Origin of the sequence: Weizmannia sp. FSL K6-3076, from assembly GCF_038007245.1 — a bacterium.
In the GTDB taxonomy this organism is placed as follows: domain Bacteria; phylum Bacillota; class Bacilli; order Bacillales; family Bacillaceae_C; genus Weizmannia; species Weizmannia faecalis.
On sequence record NZ_JBBOWU010000001.1, the window covers coordinates 412,063 to 428,996 of the forward strand.

Below are 16,934 nucleotides of genomic sequence, written 5' to 3' on the forward strand. Positions count from 1 at the left end.
AATTCACTAAAAGACGGTGAACACTATGAATGGTAGCGTTCACCGTTTTGCACCTTGCAGCAACCCTTTTTTGACAGTCTTCACGATAGAGCTTACTTCGATTTTGGTTGCGTTAAATCATAAAGGGTAACGCCATCAATTGGAACCTCTGCCCATGGCGCCATTTGGGGATTGTTTTCTATATTTTTGCCATCTTGCAAGGTTTTGCCCATTTGTTTCATATTGCCAAAGGAGCCTCTTCCATTATAAAGTAGTGGATCTTCCCTTGCCGGACATATTTTTTAAACGCGGAAAGGGTCGGGGCCGGGTCACTTACTGTAAAACCGCCGATGTCCATCACGGGTTGATCTGTTGCAAGCTGATAAGTCGCCGGAGATGCGCACTTACCGTTGCAGCGACCCAAGTGTATGTTGAAGCACCTTTTTGTAACAACTTCACAATCTTTTTACTTGTGGATTCAGACCTTCCAGGAAATCCATCCTGTGCCTTTGGGGTTTATTACAGAAACTTAGTCTAGAGGGCTTCTTTTAAATTTTTCTTAATTTCGCTTGAAAGTTTCGGTAGGGGGGGACAGACCGAATTTTGCCGCAAGATTTATAGATTGGTGCGGAGGCGAAAAAGCGATCCTTAACTCCTGATCATGCTAAGCATGGCGTTATCGCAATTTGATTTGGATGTCCAGCGGATGCCGGCTTCGTGATTAGATAGCTGAATCGTTGATGAATCGGTATTAATGGAAACAGGGACAGCGGGGATTGCAAAAACGGCCGGCTTGTCCACCCAATCATTTAATGGGCATTTTAATGATAAGAAAACCCTAAAAACAAAACCGGGAGCACAATGCGTACCCCCGGTTTTGTTCCGGCTCTCATGATAAAGCTGTATAAGGCAGCATTCCCTTTTTCCGTGCAACTTTCGAGCATGTGAGGGGGGCATGGAAAACGGACTTTAAATGCCGGAGACCCTTACTTCATTGCATGGCTTACCAAAAACACCCGCCGTAGCCCCCATATCCGCCATAACCGCCGCCGTAACCGCCGACATATGAGGCACCGATGATGATCAACAGGATAAACAATACGACGACTAAAGCGAAACCGCCACTGTAAACGCCGCCATCAGACATCTTTTTAACCTCCTTTCGAAATAGCCATAACATACTATGTGAAATTCTCCATAAGGGAAGGGCGCTTTCTGTAAATCCGTACATGGCTGAACCCGATTATCACCGGCCGGGCTGCGCCAGTCCTATCTGCTTCTAAAAATGCTGCAAAAACTTCTTACCAGAAGAAGAAAGGAATTAAAGCCAAAGCAGCGATTGAACCGATGGCAATGCCCCAGCCAAATCCCCATCCCCAACCCCAGCCTCCGTAGCCAAATCCGCCAAGATTGCGGGGGCCTCCAAGCGGCCGAAGGAACACTCTGTTTCCGCTCACATGATGAATAATGCCTCTATGGATCCGTCCATCAACCGTCCGGATTTGGACCGCTCTGCCCCTGTATCGATGGCATAGTGCATGGAAGTGACGATATGACATAAAAATATCCTCCAATCCTTTAGGAATGGTACAGTATATGATTTTTGCCGGCGGATACGGTGGACAAAACGATCAGACTTTTTGTGGAATTATCGTGCGGGATTTTGAAACCCGGGTGCAGGGATGAAAATTACATGGAATCGATTTGTGCCAAAACCTTTGCATCGGTTTTGAGCACATCTTTTACGGAGAGGCCGGTTTTTTCAAGATATTGCTTGACGAGGTAGTATCCGACGCAATAACCGGACATTTTCGGATAGACACGTGAACCGTACAAAATCTCTTGATGTTGCTGTTTTGTTTTTTTAAGGTTTCTATGCGGGTACACGTATTGTCTCCATATCTTTTCCATTTCGTCATTGGAATAAGAAAAGGCCCAGGATGAAACGTATTTACGCCCGAATTTTTCCCTAACTGCATTTTCTGCCAGCCCTTCTAAAATAATCGTATCCAATAAAACATAATCGGCCTCCTCTTTCGGGTATTTTGTAAGCCGGCAAACATGGTTATACTCATGGACAAATAATGACCTGATTTCTGTTTCGCTGTTCCGGGCCGAAACAAATAAAAATAATTGATCTTTAAAGGCTAATCCTGATTTTCCGTTAAATTCTTTTTGAATCAGTAAATTGGCGGAGTCAGACGGAAAAATATAGATCGGAACATCCGGCCCATTCCATTCTTTTTTGCAGCAAAGAAATTCATTTTTTACGATTTCCCAAACATGCCGGTTTTGCAATTGCCGGACAATCCCGGCTCCGTTATCTTCCGGCTGGTACATGCCATGATAAGCCAGGTAGTCATAAATTTCCGCAGCACTTGCGCCTTTAAAATGCGCTTTAAACTTTTCGCAAATCGCTACAGGCTGGTGATATAATTGGCGCAGCCACTTGTCCGTTTCAACAACCCCCATATGCCTTCCTCCATTGCTTTTTCTTAACCAAAGTATGTTTTTAAACGATAACGGTTACCGATTTCTGCAATGGTACATACGGTATATAAACGAGCCAGCTGTTTGAATGGCAAGGGAGGGGTTAGAGTGGATCGGGAATATACTTACCTGAATTGTTTAGCAGAACTGGGAGTCGGCGGAGCGCATCCAGGCGGTTTCAAGCTGACACAGGATATATTATCGACTGAACATATAGGAAAAAAAACAACAGTGCTTGATGCGGGCTGCGGCACCGGCCAAACTGCTGCATACGTCGCGCAGCAGTACGGATGCCAAGTGACAGGGCTGGATCATCATCAATTGATGGTGGAAAAAGCCAGGAAAAGAGTCCGGTCATTAGGTTTGCCGATACAAATTGTGCACGGGAACACAGAGGCTCTCCCGTTTGCAGACAGTCAATTTGATTTGGTATTGTCAGAGTCGGTGATCGTTTTTACCGATATGCCCAAAACGGTTCAGGAATTTCAGCGGGTGCTGAAGCCCGGCGGATGTTTAATTGCGATTGAAATGGTTTTGGAGCAGCCTGTTTCGCCCCAAAGATTAGCACACATCAAAGACTTTTATGGAGTATCCCGAATTTTAACCGAGGAACAGTGGGTGCAGCTTTTTCAAGAAGCAGGGTTTCAATCCATCCATTCTGAAAAATATGATTTGCAATTTGGAGTTCAAAATGTCCCTGATTTTTCATTGTCGGAGGGCGTGGATGTGCAGTATTTTGAGATGCTTGAGCATCATATGATTATGTTTGAGTCAACCAAAGAGATCCTCGGCTTCCGGATTTTCAGATGCAAAACGGTTTAGGGTGCCGATCTATGGCAAGTTTTTCGACACAAAATAAGGAAGCTGGAATATTTGCAGGTTTGTCTTTTTAGGAGCCGGAGGAGTACGCGTGCATACCGGCTCCTTCATTTTTCGGTCCGTACACTTTTTATGGGCAATTTCAAATTCATAGATGGCCCGTTTGAGGAGAAATATTTTATGGGGGATGGGGGCGGACCGGATGGCATTGGAAGTATGTGTAAAATTTTACTCGAAGGGGCAAATGAGTGGAAAAAAATGGGAAGACGCTCTATCATCTAATTGTACACTTCAAGATGAACATCTAGAGAGAGGTCTTCCCATGGATATTATATCAATAATTGCTGGATTATTAAAGGATACAAAGAGTCTTATCGAATTTGAAGAACAGCTTAAACTTCTGATGCAGAAGGCTTTTACACAATGGGTTGGGGAAATATTTGAAGAGTTAGATAAAACAATTAAACAGGAGAAGTTAGAGGAGGGCTGGGTGTACTGCCGGAGTGATAACAGAAGCGTTCAGTTTCTATTTGGAAGTGTGACTTTTAAACGTTCATTAATGCGTGATAAGAGAGGGAACTCACATTATCCTCTGGATGAATGGTTAGGGCTGGTACCACACCAACGATACAGCCCGTTAGTGGAATTAAAGGTGGCAGAGTTGGCAAGTGAGAACACCTATCGGGAAGTAGCTGATATTTTAAAAGAGTGGACAGCAGTGAGTCTTAGTCACACAACTGTAGGGAACATGGTAAAACACGTAGGGAAAACTCAGGCGGAAGCCGATAAGGCACTTGTAGAAGAGCTAGAAATAGCTGTTTCCCTGCCTGAGGGGAAGAAGGTAGACTACCTGTTTTCTGAAGCAGATGGTGTATTCGTTCGGGGACTAAAAAAGAAACAGAGTATGGAAGTCCACCACGCCATTCTCTATGAGGGATGGCAAACCAATGGTAAAAGGGTCTCCCTGCGTCAGCCCACAGTCATCATGACAACGGAAGCCATCCAGACATTTTGGGATGAAGTCCAAGCCACAGCTGCCAACACCTACTCCCTCGAAAAAACGCATGTCATTACAAACAGTGATGGAGGTGCGGGATACACAGCTGAACGGTTTCAAACAGCATTCTCACAGTCGGAATTTCCGGTGCTCAACCAGCTGGATACCTACCACGTTGCACAAGCCATCATAAGGACATTTGGGGGCGGAAAGAGCGAGATCAAGGAGCAAATTAGAAAAGCGATTAGAACGCATGACCTGGACCAATTCACGTTATATTTGGATACGCACGAAAGCACCTTGACGGATAAAAAGGCTCTCAAGAAAATCAAGGAATTCCGTTCGTATATCTTGAAAAACTGGGACCGCATTTTTGACTGGAGAGACAGGGTGAAAAACGTGCCGGAAGGTGCGAGAGGCCTAGGAGCGATGGAATCGAATCAAAGGCATATCTCCTTCAGGATGAAAAAAAGGGGCATGCATTGGAGTGAACTTGGCGCAGAAGCCATGGTGAAAATCAAACAAGGCATACTCAATGGGACATTGAGAGAAGCCTATCTGAAACACCGTTCAAGAAGCGAGAGAAAGCAACGGAACTTGAAACAATCCATCAGGATGTCTCAACTACTCAAGCAGCCTGTACGCCCGTCAGTGGGCGTAAAGCACGGATCAGTTGCCCTGCATTCAAGCAGTTCATCGGCAATGGGACATTTAAGCAAAATATTAGAGCTTTCGTTTTAAGCCTGGCTCAGTGGGGACTGATCGTTGAGGCGCGCGAAATTTACGAGACTCCTGCGGGAAAAGCGAGCCAGGAGAGACCCCGCAGCGAGGTACGAGCGAGGAGGCTCGCCGGCCGCCCGCGGAAAGCGAGTGAATTTCGCGCGCCTCAACATCCCCGTTATCCATCTTTATACGGAAATATTACATCTTTTCCGAAAATTACACCGAGCAAGTAAAGCACGGTAGCCGAAAGTGTACAAAAAGAGTGTCTTGGAATACCCGATATTTAAACCTTGTCGAGAAAAACTTGACACATACCATTGGAAAAAATAGTTGACATCAGAAAAGATTTCAAATAATATCAAATTAATAGATTTACTCTATGAAACCCTCGCAAAACAACCCCGAAAGGAAGGATCCTCATGACAAAAGAATACCTTGACCTCAAAATGGACTTTATGTTCAAACAGCTTTTCGGCCACCCGAGCCGGAAAAACATCACCCTTGCCTTTTTGAATGACTTGCTGAACCGAAAAGGGCAGGACAGAATTGTCGATGTCCAGTATGAGAACACCGCACTCATTAAATCTGACTCGGACGGCAAAACAGGTCTGCTTGATATCCTCGTTTACACATCCAACCATGAGAGAATAAATGTTGAAATCCAGGTGGAAAATCAGCACAATATGCGGGAACGAGTGCTTTATTATTGGACAAAACTTTTCTCTTCCACGTTAGAGGCCGGACAAAATTATACAGAACTTGTTCCTACAATCATGATTTCTATCTTAAATTACCTGCTTTTCCCGCACCAAACCAAACGATTCCATAACCGCTTTCATGTTTATGAGGATTTGGAGTTTTTTATGTGGAGCCCGCATCTGGAATTTCACACATTTGATTTGACAAAGTTCAAGTCAAAGTGGAAAAAATATAGACGAGGGATGAAAGCGAAACCACCGGCAGCCTATCCATGGCTGATGATGCTTTCTGCTGCAGATTACCGGAAAAAGACGATAGACACCGACATTTTGCAGGAATTGGAGGAGTTAGCGATGAATGAGCAGGAAGTACTTGATGCGATCAAAGAGTGGGAAAGCTTAAGTGCGAATCGGGAAAACAAAGTGATGTTAGTATAGTTTTATGGACGTCCCTTAGATTTTTATTGAGTAAACAAGAGGAATTATTTAAAATACAGCTTAAAGACAGGGAAGAATCTGCTCATTTTTGGTGAAGGAAGATGGATCCGTGTTCAGCATATTGTTCTTAAAAATTAAAGGGATATGGTACACTATAGTGAAGAAATAAGTTGTAGATTTGAGGTTGATTCCATGAAAAACTTTCCTCGAACAACGAAATTAAAGAACAGAGATAATACTATATATAAATATTACCCGGGTTTTTCTGAGGATTTTGTTGAGGATATCATAAAGATTTTAAAAGTAAATACTAATGGAATTATTCTTGATCCTTGGAATGGGAGCGGAACAACTACTTATGTAGCATCAAAATTAGGGATTCCATCTATTGGTTTGGATATTAATCCGGTTATGAGTATTATTGCTTCTGCTCGTTTATTTAACATTGAAACCAACCCCTATAATGCAAATTATCTTTTAAAATCATCGGATAAATTTAGAACAAATGTAGAGGAAAATGATGCATTATGTAATTGGTTTCATAAAGATACTGTAAAAATAATTAGAAATATAGAGCGAACTATATTTAATGGCAAATACCTGAGGGAAGTCATCGTGAATAATGATTATTCAAATTTACAAGCATTTTATTGCTTAATCCTTTTTAATGTTTTAAAACATTTAGCCCATGATTTGAAATCTTCCAATCCAACTTGGATAAAGAAGCCAATATTAACAGAAAGGAAGAGTTTTTCAAAAGCAGAAATAGACGAAATATATCTGAATGAATATAACCGTTTAGTTCAAGTATATGAGCATAATAACGTCCATCAAAAAGTGAAACCAAAAATAATCATTGGCCGTTCAGAATCGATCCCATTAGATAATTCGAGTGTTGAAACAATAATTACTTCACCTCCATATTGTACTAGAATTGATTATGCAATTATGACCAGTTTGGAGTTAGCTATATTTAATATTAGTGAAATTGATTTTGTTAAATTAAGACATTCTTTGATTGGCGCGCCTGTCATTCATAAGCAAACACCGAAAGCAATTCGAGAGTGGGGACCAACATGTTTGGAAACATTATCAAAAATAGAAAATCATCATTCCAAAGCTTCCCGAACTTACTATTTGAAAACATATTTACAATATTTTCATTCCATTTTTCTATCTTTAAAAGAAATTGATCGAGTAATGAAAAATGAAGGGAAATGTATCATTGTTATTCAAAATTCCTATTATAAGGATATCTTTATAGATTTGAAACAAATTTTTATAGAAATGATAAAATACTTAGGTTGGCGATTAGTGGGTACTTATGAATTTATTAATCCAAATAATTTGGCTGAGATTAACCCAAGAGGGAAAGAGTATAGAGAAAGCTCGATAACAAAGGAATACGCCGTTATTTTTAGAAAATGGTAAAAAGGAAGTGAAAAAATGTCACAAATAGAACTGCTAACGATAATTGACGATAAAATTGAACAAGTACGTACAAAAAGCTTGGATTTATCATTTAATGAAATAGTGGATATGTATCGCGACGGAGAATTTGAAATTTCTCCGGCATATCAAAGACTTTTCAGGTGGTCAGAAGAAAAACAGTCTCAATTTATAGAATCTTTAATATTAGAAATGCCTATCCCACCTATTTATGTTATAGAAAAAGATGAGGGTCAGTATGAATTAATTGATGGTTTGCAAAGAATATCAACATACCTACACTTTAGAGGGGAATTACCTAATCCCAACAACCATTCAAATGATAAAACGGAAGAAGAAAACGTCGGTTTTTTAACATTAACCGGCTGCGACATTGTAAAGGAATTAAATGGGTTAACATATGAAAAATTGCCAAAAACCTTACAAATAAGACTAAAAAGAAGTTTTGTGCGAGTAGAGGTTATTCGGAAAGGGAGCGACCCGAGGCTAAGATATTATATGTTTAAACGTTTAAATACTGGCGGGGAACTTTTAAGTGAACAAGAAATCCGTAATTGTACAATTCGTTTACTAGACGATACTTTTAATGATTTTATTATCAGGTTAAGTAGTAATAAGCACTTTCAAAATACTATCAGTCATTTGAATGAGGAAAAAATCGAAAAAAAGGAGGATCAAGAATATGTTCTTAAGTATTTCGCATATAAATTGGATAGGGAAAATTATAAAAAGAATATAAGTTCTTTCCTTACAACTTTTATGGAAAAGGTATCTGACGAAAGCCATGAAGAGCATATCAAATTTGATTATGAAAAGGAGAGAAAAGAGTTCGAGAAAACTTTTGGAATATTAGATTTGTCTCTAGGAGAATACGCTTTTGATAAACTTCGAAAGGGAAAGTATATTTCTGGAATTACTTCCACTCATTTTGATGCTTTTACAATGGGAATTCAATCCTACTTAAATATTATTGATACAGAAGATAAACAATTAATGGAACAGTTGGGTGAAGTATTTAAGGCTATTAAGTTAGATCAGGAATTTCTGGATAATGCCTCCGGTGGGGGTAAAAATACAAAAAATTATTTATCTAAGAGAATTGAAGTAGTGCAAAAAAGAGTTGGTGAATTCTTAGATGGACGAAGCTAAAATAATAAATATACGTGAAGAACTTGAGAATGAATTAACTTGGAGAGAAAATGAACTAAAATTGCTAAAGAATCAGTTAGTAAAAATTCAAACAAAAAAAGAACAAAACATTTATAGAAAGTCACTTGTAGTTATGCTGTATGCTCATTATGAGGGGTTTTGCAATTTTGCCTTTCAAACCTATATTATGGCAATTAATGAAGAAAGTTTATTACGAAAGCAAGTGAATAATTATTTAGTAGCAGCATCCATGCATCAAGAATTTACATTGTTTGAAAACGAACAATTTAAAGAACAAACATTTAAGAAAATTTTTGGTCAAAAACCAATTGAAGATAGAAAACTCTTTAAACTGTCAAAAAGAAAATATTTGCTTGATGCATTGGAAAATTTTCTTGAACAAAAAATAATAATACCCGATAAAGTAATAAATACGGAAAGTAATCTTCGGCCCTTGGTACTTAAAAAGCTACTATATAGTCTTGGATTACCTGAAAATTCCTTTTCTAGATACGAAGAACATATCACCGAATTGGTGAATATCAGAAACGCAATCTCACACGGTCAGAAAAAAGGTGGGATAGATGAAAGTACATTTGAAAGATTAGAGAAAACGACAAGGGATATTAATAACGCTATTATTATATTAATATATGATGCATTGAGAAAGAAATTATATTTAAAAGACCATTCCATTGTATTTTAACGAAGAAAAAACAGGAAGTTTCATTAGAGCCTCCTCTGCCAAAAAATAAACCCTTGAGCGAGGCTCTGGAAATTTATTATCTCGGTTTTATTGGCCTTTTTCCGGATTTTCAAATTCACTAGAAATAAAACGGCCATTCTTTTCCAAAAAAGGTATATGTATCTTTTCCTCACAAATGGGTGTTTTTTTCACTACTCTTTGTTGAAAGGAGAAGCTACAAATTATTCACATATCCCCCTGTGAATAACTTAATTCGCTGGTACACCATATTTGCCATGATATGCATAGATGCAATGATTATCATCCGTAAAGATTCAGAGGCAGTCGTAATCACCTTCGAAAGAAACCGTCTTTCTTGTTTTATTCAACGTTGCTTCTGCCTCTATATGTGATGTATCCACGGCGGCTGCTTCCTCAACCGTTTCAACCACGCCTTCCCCTTTATTATATTCAACCACCAATAGCCGGGCTTTTTCCCAAAGATCATTTGTTGCCATGATTTGATCAAAGCGAGCAAAGGAACGGTAACTCGGAATTTTCTCCGTAAATCCACACATGGCGGCAAATAGCGGGTTTGATTTCACTTGTAAATAGACGCTCTCAACCATCACTTCAATATTGAAAAGGGCCAGTTCAAAAGCACGAAAAACGGGCATGAAAGGATGCGGTTTTCTCCCTGCAGGAAAAAAATCCAGCGGGAAAAAGAGCGGAGACATTAATGTTTCCCTAAACTGGAGGAATGGGCGTGAATGAGCAGGAAGTACTTGATGCGATCAAAGAAATCCCCAAATTTTAAATGAACCCGACCTTAAAGGTGCCCTTCTTTTTGGTTTAAAGTATCTCTTCAAACTCAACTATAAGATGTTTGCGGTGAACAAAAAAAGCGTACCCACCCCATTGCCGGTTGTTGGGAACGCTTTTTGTTTATAGGAATTTATTTGCTTTTAACTGCTTTGGCATTGATGTAGCCTATCCATTTGCCTTTGTTGTCATAAAGGGACAGGTAGCTTAGCCCGTTTATATGATAATAAATGTACTTCGCCAAGTATGTTTTGTTTACGGCCCGGATATTTTTCTTCTTCCAGTTAAAGTTTTGATATACGCCGTAGTTCTTGCTGGTTACTTTGACGGATTTGCCGTATTGAATGGCAGCACCTTGCTTGCCGCTTCCGGTTTTTGCTGCCTTGGCATTGATATAGCCTATCCCCGGTCTTTTTTAAATCCCTTCACCTTCTGATGATTCTGCAGCTGTTGCTTTTTTCTCGCCAAAATAGGTGGCCGCTTTCCTGCTTAATTCGACAATTTGACGGGCTATTTCTATAGCTGGATTTTCCTCATTTACAAAGATGCTTTCCAACAGTGCCCCCACATTGCAGCCGGCTGTAACAGCGGCATCTTTCCGGTTAGCAGACAGAGTGGCCGCCTCTTTATAAGGGGTGCCGCCTGCCAAGTCGCAGAAAAAGAGATATGTGTCATACCGGTTGTCTTTTAGTTCCGCCTCCAATTTTTCCCGCAGGTTTTCGTTTGACTCACCTTCCGGGAAATCAATGTAAGCGATGTTTTCCTGGATGCCTACCAACAGTTTGATGGTGGATTGGATGCCGGACGCAAAATGGCCGTGACCGGTGACGATGAATTTTATCATTTTACAACACTCCTAAGAAGCTCAGTACAATCGCCATGATAAAAGTGGCAATGATCAAAATAACTGGGCTGATTTTTTTAGCTTTTAACAGCCAATACATCAGAAACGTATAGGCGAATGGCAGCAGTTTCGGGAAAATCCGGTCAAGAAAGTCTTTTTGCAGCGAAATCGTATGGCCGGCGCTGACTGGAATTTTCGGCGCAAGTTCGATATTGACATATGTTGCGATTAAGCCGCCAATGACTGTTACGCCGAGAATCGTTGCTGCTTGAGAAATGACGCTTGAATTTTCCCGGATTTTGCTGATTGCCCTTGTTCCAAGTGAATAACCGATACGTGCCCAGAAAATGCGGCACAGGAAGATGGCGACATAAGCAAGGAAAAAGACAATTGGGCCGATCAAACTACCTTGTTTTGCAAATGAGGCGGTAATCCCGGCGAGAATTGGCAGGATGGTAAACCAGAAAATTGCATCGCCAATTCCTGCAAGCGGTCCGAAAAGTGCAACTTTCAATCCTTTAATGGTCGAACGGCTTTCTTTTCCTTCTTCGAGGGATAAAAGCAATCCCATCAGAAAAGGAGATGTATGGCAGTTCGTATTGATGAACTCCAGATTATCCTTCATCGTATTGGACAATCCTTCTTTATCGTTTTTATAAATTTTGCGCAAAGCCGGCAACATGGCAAGAAGCCAGCCCGCTGCCTGCATTCTTTCATAGTTGAACGCCGATTGAAGCAAAATGGAACGCAGGCCGAGTTTGGTTAAGTCTCTTTTCGTTAAGGCTTTTGTTTGTTTGGTTTGTTGATTAGATTCCATCTTCATCGTCACCCCCAAAGCGGGCTGCATTTGCAATTTGTTCCTGCAGTTCGCGTTTTTCCCGTGAATGAAAGTACTCGTAAACCGCGGCTGCAACCCCGATTACCGCAACTGGCAGGAGGTTGCTGAAATTGATAAAGCAGGCAGCTAAAAATCCAATCAATAAGTAAGGCATGTAGTTTGCTTTTAACATGACTTTTAGCAGCAACCCAAACCCAACAGCTGGCAAGATGCTTCCGGCAATGCCAAATCCGTGGCTGAGCCAACCCGGCATCGCTTCGACGAGCATTTTCATTGGAGTTTGTGCCAGGTAAGCACTTAAAAACACGACAACACCGTAAGTCAATCCGACAAGTAAAATTGGTAGCAGCGTTAGCCTGGTATAAGCTTTAATATTGGCTTCAGCTGCGTATTTGTCTGCTTTTGCCATGAAGACGGAGAAAATTGAATAATAGAATAAAATAATATATTGCATTAAGAAACTGAAAGGCAGCGCCAGGCCGATTGCCGTGGCAGGGCTTTTTCCTGTCGTGTGGGCAATGACCACTGTCATAACCCCTGCCAAAATGGGGTTTGGCGGCTGGGTCCCGCCGGCCGGTGTTAATCCGGCAAAAGCAAGTTCGGTCAGACCCGCTGCGATAAGTCCCATTTTAACATCGCCCAAAATGATCCCCGTTACGGTACAGACAATCATCGGTCGGAAAATATACAAACCTTCCAGCCAGAAATCGAAACCTGCGATAATGGCAAAAATGGTAATGAGTATGCCTTGCGTTAATGTGATGTCCATTTAGAGCAGCTCCTTAAAAGGTGTATTTTTTCTCACCGGGGACGTCTTGAATATAAACATTTACACCTAATGCCTGGATCGCTTTTAAATCTGCTTTGTCCTGTTCGTCCATATATACTTTTTTCGTAATTTCATCCTTTCCTTGTGAGAAGTGCATATTGCCGATATTCAGTTCTTTTATTGGCACACCGCCTTCGACAAGCTTTCTTGCGGATTGCGGTGTTCTTACAACTATAAAAATTTTTTGGCGTGGTGAAGCTTTTCCAATAATATCGATCGTTTTTTGCAAGGTGAAAAAGCGAATCGAAACGCCTGCAGATTCAGCAGTGGCTGACATTAATTCCTGCTGAAGCGGGTCATTTGCAGTTTCGTCATCCGCAACGATCAAAAGATTTGCACCCAAACTCGATGTCCAAATTACGCCAACCTGTCCGTGTACGAGGCGATTATCAATTCTTGTCAATAAAATATTTGGTGTGGCCATTTCTATTCTCTCCTTTGTCGTTTTATCATGTTGTCATGACAAGTAGTTTTATAAGGTGAAGCTGGTAGTAAATTGCTTTATCTTTTGTTTTATCCAAATAGCCGATAAAGCTATTTACTTGAAGAACTGTAAAATTGATAAAGAGCATTTGCTGTTACAGGTATTGGCAAAGCTTTTTAAACGATCTTTTGTCATGTTGTCATGACAAGTTATCCCGTTATTGGAACCGGGAAGCAGCTGCTTCATCCAAGACAACGGTAAGAGCCGGATGAAGTTGCAAAATTGATGCAGGGACACTTTCCGTTACGGGCCCTGTGAGTGCTTTGTGAATCATTTCAGCTTTTTCCGGGCCGTTTGCGATGAGTAAAATGCGTCTGCTGTTCATAATTGTTTTCATCCCAATTGTGAGTCCGTGGGAAGGGACGTTTCCCACGCCACCAAATTCATCTCCATGCTGTTGTTTGGATGCTTCTGTTAATTCCATGCGGTGTGTAACTGAACCAAACGGCGTGCCCGGTTCGTTAAAAGCAATGTGGCCGTTTTTTCCAATGCCGAGCATGCAAAGATCCAATCCACCTGCCTTATGAAGGTTTTGTTCAAAGAAAGGAAAAGTTTCTGCATACAGACGATGAATTTGATTTTCCGGAATATTTAATGGTCCGTAAAAACGCTCCTGCAAGTATGCATTGCAAGTGCCTTCTAAGTCAATTGGAACTTGATCATATTCATCGATGTTAAAGAAATGCCAATACTTCGGCAGCTCATGTTTGGAAAAGTATTGGACCAATGTATCATAACATTCTATTGGAGAGTTGCCGGTTGCAAGCCCGATATTTGCATGTTCTGATTTTAATAAATCCAAAATGGCTTCAGCCGCCGCTTTCCCAACGCCTTTTTTGCTTTTTACAATGTTAATTTTCATCTCAATCCTCTCTCTCATCAAGGTTAGAATGTTTAAGAAAACTCACCTCCTTTAGTTATGTATCCAGTAAGTACAGCGGAAGCTCACCTTTCACGATGGCTTTTGTAAACTCAAAAGGGTAGCCGCCAGAGAGACCTTGAGTCATCATTTGCATCGCCGGATCTCCTTTTTCAGCTTTTAACATTTTTGCCTGTTCTTTATTCAGGAGCACTGCACGGAATTCCCGTTTAAAGGACATGTTTAATAGATGGTAGTTTCTTTGTAGAATATGGTGCAGACTTTCCGACTCAAGATCCTCATTTTCAAGTCCCGAAAAACGGTCTGCCGGCAAGTACGTTTCTTCCAACATAACAGGGTCCCGGTCGGCCAACCGGATCCTTTTGATCGCATATATTTTTTTCCCGACTTTATATTCCAGGGCGCGTGCAATGTCTATTTCTATTAAATCTCTAATCTGGAAATCTGCAACAATTGTGGAAGGTTTTCTTCCCATCTTTTTGATCGCTTCAACGACATTGATAAAGTTGACTTTATTTTTAGACGCCTCATTTTCAAATGGAGCGACAAAACTTCCTTTTCCTTGTTGTTTGTAGATTCTTTTCATCTTTTCCAATTCATCGAGTGCCTGGCGTACAGTCGTCCGGCTTACCTGATAACGTTCACACAATTCTTTTTCAGTCGGGAGCTTATCATGCGCCTTCAACTTTCCGCTGTCCATTTGTTCTATTAAAATATCCAACAGTTGTGCATACAGCGGCACATAACTTTTTTTATTAATTGGCATTCGCCTCTCTCCTTTTATTGTTATGTTGTCATAACAACTGGCTAACTTTATTAAAACGCTTTCTTGCAGAAAAGTCAATGGATTTTTATTCAGTTCTGAAGAGTAAATTCATCAATTTTTAGATGTTTTATGATAAAATGACTTATCCACATTTAGAAAATTTTTCCATCTATTTTTTCTGCTTTCAAAGTCAAAAAGAGCCGAATTTGCAAATTTCTTTTTTAAAATTGTGGATAACTTCAAAAAAACCTTTTTTTACATCACATCCTTTGCTATAATATAACCATTAAGTAAACCTTACTTGTATTGGCTTACTTAAATGGGTGAAATCCTCGTCTGTTAAAATGCGTGTCCGAAACGATTCCAACAGATTTGAGGATTTTTCTTTTGCCGTTTTTTTGAGTGCTTTTAAGATTGACGAACCTTTTTCAAACAGCTGTCTAATAATATCTGTTATTTGAACTAATAAATAATGATTTTTCATGGCTGTGTAGTTTTGGCTATTGGCATGTTCTATATTGTAACGATTATTTTTTTGTTCGTTAAATCCTTGATTTTCAATCTTCCAGCGGCTTCTTCCTGCAGCGATGAGTCGTTCCACGTTCTTTTTCGTGATTTTAATATCCGTTATAAATACATACTCTTTCGATTTCCCATCCTCTGTTTTCATTGTGGCCTCCATCAGATTGACCGTTCTGTCTTTGTAGGCAATATCATTCACCCAAACTAATGAATTCTGATCCTTACTTTGTTCCAGCTCTTTTATTGCCCTAAACTCCGTCGAGATACTTTTAATTCTCCCTTCCTTAAATCTGCATATATATTTCCATTTGTGCGCCCTGCACAGATTAAATACCGTTTCACATGCATAGAGACTATCTCCCAAGATACAAATCGGTAGTCTTTTAAATATTTTTTTTATTTTCTTTGCCAGCCTGTCGAAGGCTTTTAATTCACAATCTTGCTTAGAAACATTTTCTGATTCATTTTCGATAAATTCGGAGGCAATACTGAAGACCATATCCCCCACGACAAGCTTGGCTTCAAGTACATGGTGCATATAAAGTACGTTCGTTTCTCCTGTTTCTTTATTTGTATATGCCCGTCTCAGGCAGTGTTTACAATGTTTCTCATGAAAGGTGTGTAATCCAGTTCCATCAATGATGACACCCCAGTACTTTCCTTCAATTCGATAAGACTCGAGAGACCTTTTTTTCAATAATTCTTTAATCATATACGTTCTAATTTTTTCTAATTCATTTACATCTAAGCCAGATAAAAAGTCGTTAATTGTATCATAATGTGGAAGTTCTTCAAGAGAATCTAAGCCTAACACCTTCCCTACATTTTTAATACATTCTTCTTTATTAAAACTCTCACTCATGTTTCTCATGGATTTTAGGCCGGTCATATTTTTCAACATCATCGTAAATAAAAGGACCTCTGGACCATAAGTGATATAGCTTTGATGTCGGTGGTCTGCTACCTTTTTTAGGTTATTCATCAGGTCTTTGAAAAAATGCTTCTGAATTTTAAGGAACTCGAAAAAATAATTTGCTTCTTTTTCACGATTTCTTTTTTCTTTTCTAGTAACCAAAATAAAAACCCCCTCAAAACAGCCAAGTTTAATTAGGGCTTGCTGAACGAATCAAATTTTAGCTTGTATTCGACTTGTCACTAAGCCATACCAAAATATTCGTCCAGCAAGCTCTAATTATTTAAATTATTACATATTTAGCCGCATTTTTGGGGGGGAATAGTTAAATTATCACGAAAAATTTTTACTCCTCAGAGCTGATTTTTATTAGAATGCTGGCAGTGGCAAAAAGCAGCTTACTTTCGGCCCATCCAATTTCAATAATTCGCCCCGCTTCATTATGCTGATTTCCAAATGACTGCGGCAAACCTGTACGGTTCTTTTTGCCAGCACCATTTACATGGGGAACAAAAATATTGGTTCAAAAAAGATAAAATATATTGACATTTTTATCTGTTGTGATAATATGGACTACAAATAATTTTAGTTATACTTCATTTTTTTTAA

17 protein-coding genes and 2 pseudogenes are annotated in these 16,934 nt (G+C 39.8%); 6 read left to right on the forward strand and 13 right to left on the reverse strand.

Features of this window, described 5'->3' with window-relative positions; translation table 11 throughout:
- Positions 1 to 92: 92 nt before the first annotated feature.
- From NSS95_RS01900 to NSS95_RS01915, 5 genes and pseudogenes are all read right to left on the reverse strand, one after another.
- Positions 93 to 221: a hypothetical protein gene (locus NSS95_RS01900; RefSeq protein WP_017552072.1), complete on the reverse strand. Its 129-nt coding sequence runs from the start codon at positions 219 to 221 to the stop codon at positions 93 to 95.
- Positions 218 to 337 (reverse strand): hypothetical protein, encoded by a 120-nt coding sequence (locus NSS95_RS16965; RefSeq protein ID WP_445079828.1) that lies wholly within the window; start codon positions 335 to 337, stop codon positions 218 to 220. The genes NSS95_RS01900 and NSS95_RS16965 overlap by 4 nt, the downstream gene beginning before the upstream one ends.
- A 708-nt stretch (positions 338 to 1,045) precedes the next feature.
- Positions 1,046 to 1,126: pseudogene (locus NSS95_RS16970) on the reverse strand (YjcZ family sporulation protein); the annotation flags it as partial.
- A gap of 154 nt (positions 1,127 to 1,280) precedes the next feature.
- Positions 1,281 to 1,538: a hypothetical protein gene (locus NSS95_RS01910; protein WP_014096209.1), complete on the reverse strand. Its 258-nt coding sequence runs from the start codon at positions 1,536 to 1,538 to the stop codon at positions 1,281 to 1,283.
- A gap of 130 nt (positions 1,539 to 1,668) precedes the next feature.
- On the reverse strand, positions 1,669 to 2,451 hold the full coding sequence (locus tag NSS95_RS01915; RefSeq protein ID WP_014096208.1) for a DUF2268 domain-containing protein: 783 nt from the start codon (positions 2,449 to 2,451) through the stop codon (positions 1,669 to 1,671).
- Between the two features lie 126 nt (positions 2,452 to 2,577).
- Between NSS95_RS01915 and NSS95_RS01920 the strand changes: the two genes are divergently transcribed.
- From NSS95_RS01920 to NSS95_RS01945, 6 genes and pseudogenes are all read left to right on the forward strand, one after another.
- Entirely contained in the window at positions 2,578 to 3,291 is a 714-nt protein-coding gene (locus NSS95_RS01920; RefSeq protein WP_035191120.1) for a class I SAM-dependent methyltransferase, read from the forward strand.
- A 319-nt stretch (positions 3,292 to 3,610) separates the two neighbouring features.
- Complete coding sequence (locus NSS95_RS01925) at positions 3,611 to 5,026, forward strand: ISLre2-like element ISBco6 family transposase (RefSeq protein WP_340713751.1); 1,416 nt, start codon at positions 3,611 to 3,613, stop codon at positions 5,024 to 5,026.
- A 401-nt stretch (positions 5,027 to 5,427) separates the two neighbouring features.
- Positions 5,428 to 6,135: pseudogene (locus NSS95_RS01930) on the forward strand (Rpn family recombination-promoting nuclease/putative transposase); the annotation flags it as partial.
- 201 nt (positions 6,136 to 6,336) lie between these two features.
- Entirely contained in the window at positions 6,337 to 7,575 is a 1,239-nt protein-coding gene (locus tag NSS95_RS01935) for a DNA methyltransferase (protein WP_017552079.1), read from the forward strand.
- A 15-nt stretch (positions 7,576 to 7,590) separates the two neighbouring features.
- A complete protein-coding gene (locus NSS95_RS01940) occupies positions 7,591 to 8,742 on the forward strand; it encodes a DUF262 domain-containing protein (RefSeq protein WP_017552080.1) in 1,152 nt (383 codons plus the stop codon).
- The gene (locus NSS95_RS01945) at positions 8,729 to 9,448 is read left to right on the forward strand and encodes an MAE_28990/MAE_18760 family HEPN-like nuclease (RefSeq protein ID WP_017552081.1); all 720 of its coding nucleotides are present in this window, start codon (positions 8,729 to 8,731) and stop codon (positions 9,446 to 9,448) included. The genes NSS95_RS01940 and NSS95_RS01945 overlap by 14 nt, the downstream gene beginning before the upstream one ends.
- A 314-nt stretch (positions 9,449 to 9,762) precedes the next feature.
- On the opposite strand, the gene NSS95_RS01950 is transcribed toward NSS95_RS01945, so the two are convergent.
- From NSS95_RS01950 to NSS95_RS01985, 8 genes are all read right to left on the reverse strand, one after another.
- Positions 9,763 to 10,032, reverse strand: coding sequence for a hypothetical protein (locus tag NSS95_RS01950; protein ID WP_230090509.1), 270 nt, complete (start codon positions 10,030 to 10,032; stop codon positions 9,763 to 9,765).
- Positions 10,033 to 10,664: 632 nt separating this feature from the next.
- Complete coding sequence (locus NSS95_RS01955; RefSeq protein ID WP_014096203.1) at positions 10,665 to 11,093, reverse strand: PTS sugar transporter subunit IIA; 429 nt, start codon at positions 11,091 to 11,093, stop codon at positions 10,665 to 10,667.
- Position 11,094: 1 nt separating this feature from the next.
- Positions 11,095 to 11,910, reverse strand: coding sequence for a PTS galactosamine transporter subunit IID (agaD, locus tag NSS95_RS01960; protein WP_026104483.1), 816 nt, complete (start codon positions 11,908 to 11,910; stop codon positions 11,095 to 11,097).
- The gene (gene agaC / locus NSS95_RS01965) at positions 11,900 to 12,700 is read right to left on the reverse strand and encodes a PTS galactosamine transporter subunit IIC (protein ID WP_014096201.1); all 801 of its coding nucleotides are present in this window, start codon (positions 12,698 to 12,700) and stop codon (positions 11,900 to 11,902) included. Before agaC ends, agaD begins: the two co-directional genes overlap by 11 nt.
- 13 nt (positions 12,701 to 12,713) lie before the next feature.
- Positions 12,714 to 13,184 (reverse strand): PTS galactosamine transporter subunit IIB, encoded by a 471-nt coding sequence (gene agaB, locus NSS95_RS01970; RefSeq protein WP_014096200.1) that lies wholly within the window; start codon positions 13,182 to 13,184, stop codon positions 12,714 to 12,716.
- A gap of 217 nt (positions 13,185 to 13,401) precedes the next feature.
- The gene (locus NSS95_RS01975) at positions 13,402 to 14,106 is read right to left on the reverse strand and encodes a glucosamine-6-phosphate deaminase (protein WP_017550174.1); all 705 of its coding nucleotides are present in this window, start codon (positions 14,104 to 14,106) and stop codon (positions 13,402 to 13,404) included.
- A 55-nt stretch (positions 14,107 to 14,161) separates the two neighbouring features.
- Positions 14,162 to 14,890 carry a GntR family transcriptional regulator gene (locus tag NSS95_RS01980; RefSeq protein ID WP_014096198.1) on the reverse strand — a complete coding sequence of 243 codons (729 nt, stop codon included), beginning with the start codon at positions 14,888 to 14,890 and terminating at the stop codon, positions 14,162 to 14,164.
- A gap of 286 nt (positions 14,891 to 15,176) precedes the next feature.
- Positions 15,177 to 16,487 carry a transposase family protein gene (locus NSS95_RS01985; RefSeq protein WP_014096263.1) on the reverse strand — a complete coding sequence of 437 codons (1,311 nt, stop codon included), beginning with the start codon at positions 16,485 to 16,487 and terminating at the stop codon, positions 15,177 to 15,179.
- Positions 16,488 to 16,934: the final 447 nt, after the last annotated feature.

What these genes read in the sequence shown, in the direction of transcription:
- NSS95_RS01945 (WP_017552081.1), top strand. Translation starts at nt 8,729, where the DNA reads ATGGACGAAGCTAAAATAATAAATATACGTGAAGAACTTGAGAATGAA.
- agaD (WP_026104483.1), bottom strand. Translation starts at nt 11,910, where the DNA reads ATGGAATCTAATCAACAAACCAAACAAACAAAAGCCTTAACGAAAAGA.
- NSS95_RS01915 (WP_014096208.1), bottom strand. Translation starts at nt 2,451, where the DNA reads ATGGGGGTTGTTGAAACGGACAAGTGGCTGCGCCAATTATATCACCAG.
- NSS95_RS01935 (WP_017552079.1), top strand. Translation starts at nt 6,337, where the DNA reads ATGAAAAACTTTCCTCGAACAACGAAATTAAAGAACAGAGATAATACT.
- NSS95_RS01910 (WP_014096209.1), bottom strand. Translation starts at nt 1,538, where the DNA reads ATGTCATATCGTCACTTCCATGCACTATGCCATCGATACAGGGGCAGA.
- agaC (WP_014096201.1), bottom strand. Translation starts at nt 12,700, where the DNA reads ATGGACATCACATTAACGCAAGGCATACTCATTACCATTTTTGCCATT.
- NSS95_RS01940 (WP_017552080.1), top strand. Translation starts at nt 7,591, where the DNA reads ATGTCACAAATAGAACTGCTAACGATAATTGACGATAAAATTGAACAA.
- NSS95_RS01980 (WP_014096198.1), bottom strand. Translation starts at nt 14,890, where the DNA reads ATGCCAATTAATAAAAAAAGTTATGTGCCGCTGTATGCACAACTGTTG.
- NSS95_RS01925 (WP_340713751.1), top strand. Translation starts at nt 3,611, where the DNA reads ATGGATATTATATCAATAATTGCTGGATTATTAAAGGATACAAAGAGT.
- NSS95_RS16965 (WP_445079828.1), bottom strand. Translation starts at nt 337, where the DNA reads ATGGACATCGGCGGTTTTACAGTAAGTGACCCGGCCCCGACCCTTTCC.
- NSS95_RS01900 (WP_017552072.1), bottom strand. Translation starts at nt 221, where the DNA reads ATGAAACAAATGGGCAAAACCTTGCAAGATGGCAAAAATATAGAAAAC.
- NSS95_RS01955 (WP_014096203.1), bottom strand. Translation starts at nt 11,093, where the DNA reads ATGATAAAATTCATCGTCACCGGTCACGGCCATTTTGCGTCCGGCATC.
- agaB (WP_014096200.1), bottom strand. Translation starts at nt 13,184, where the DNA reads ATGGCCACACCAAATATTTTATTGACAAGAATTGATAATCGCCTCGTA.
- NSS95_RS01975 (WP_017550174.1), bottom strand. Translation starts at nt 14,106, where the DNA reads ATGAAAATTAACATTGTAAAAAGCAAAAAAGGCGTTGGGAAAGCGGCG.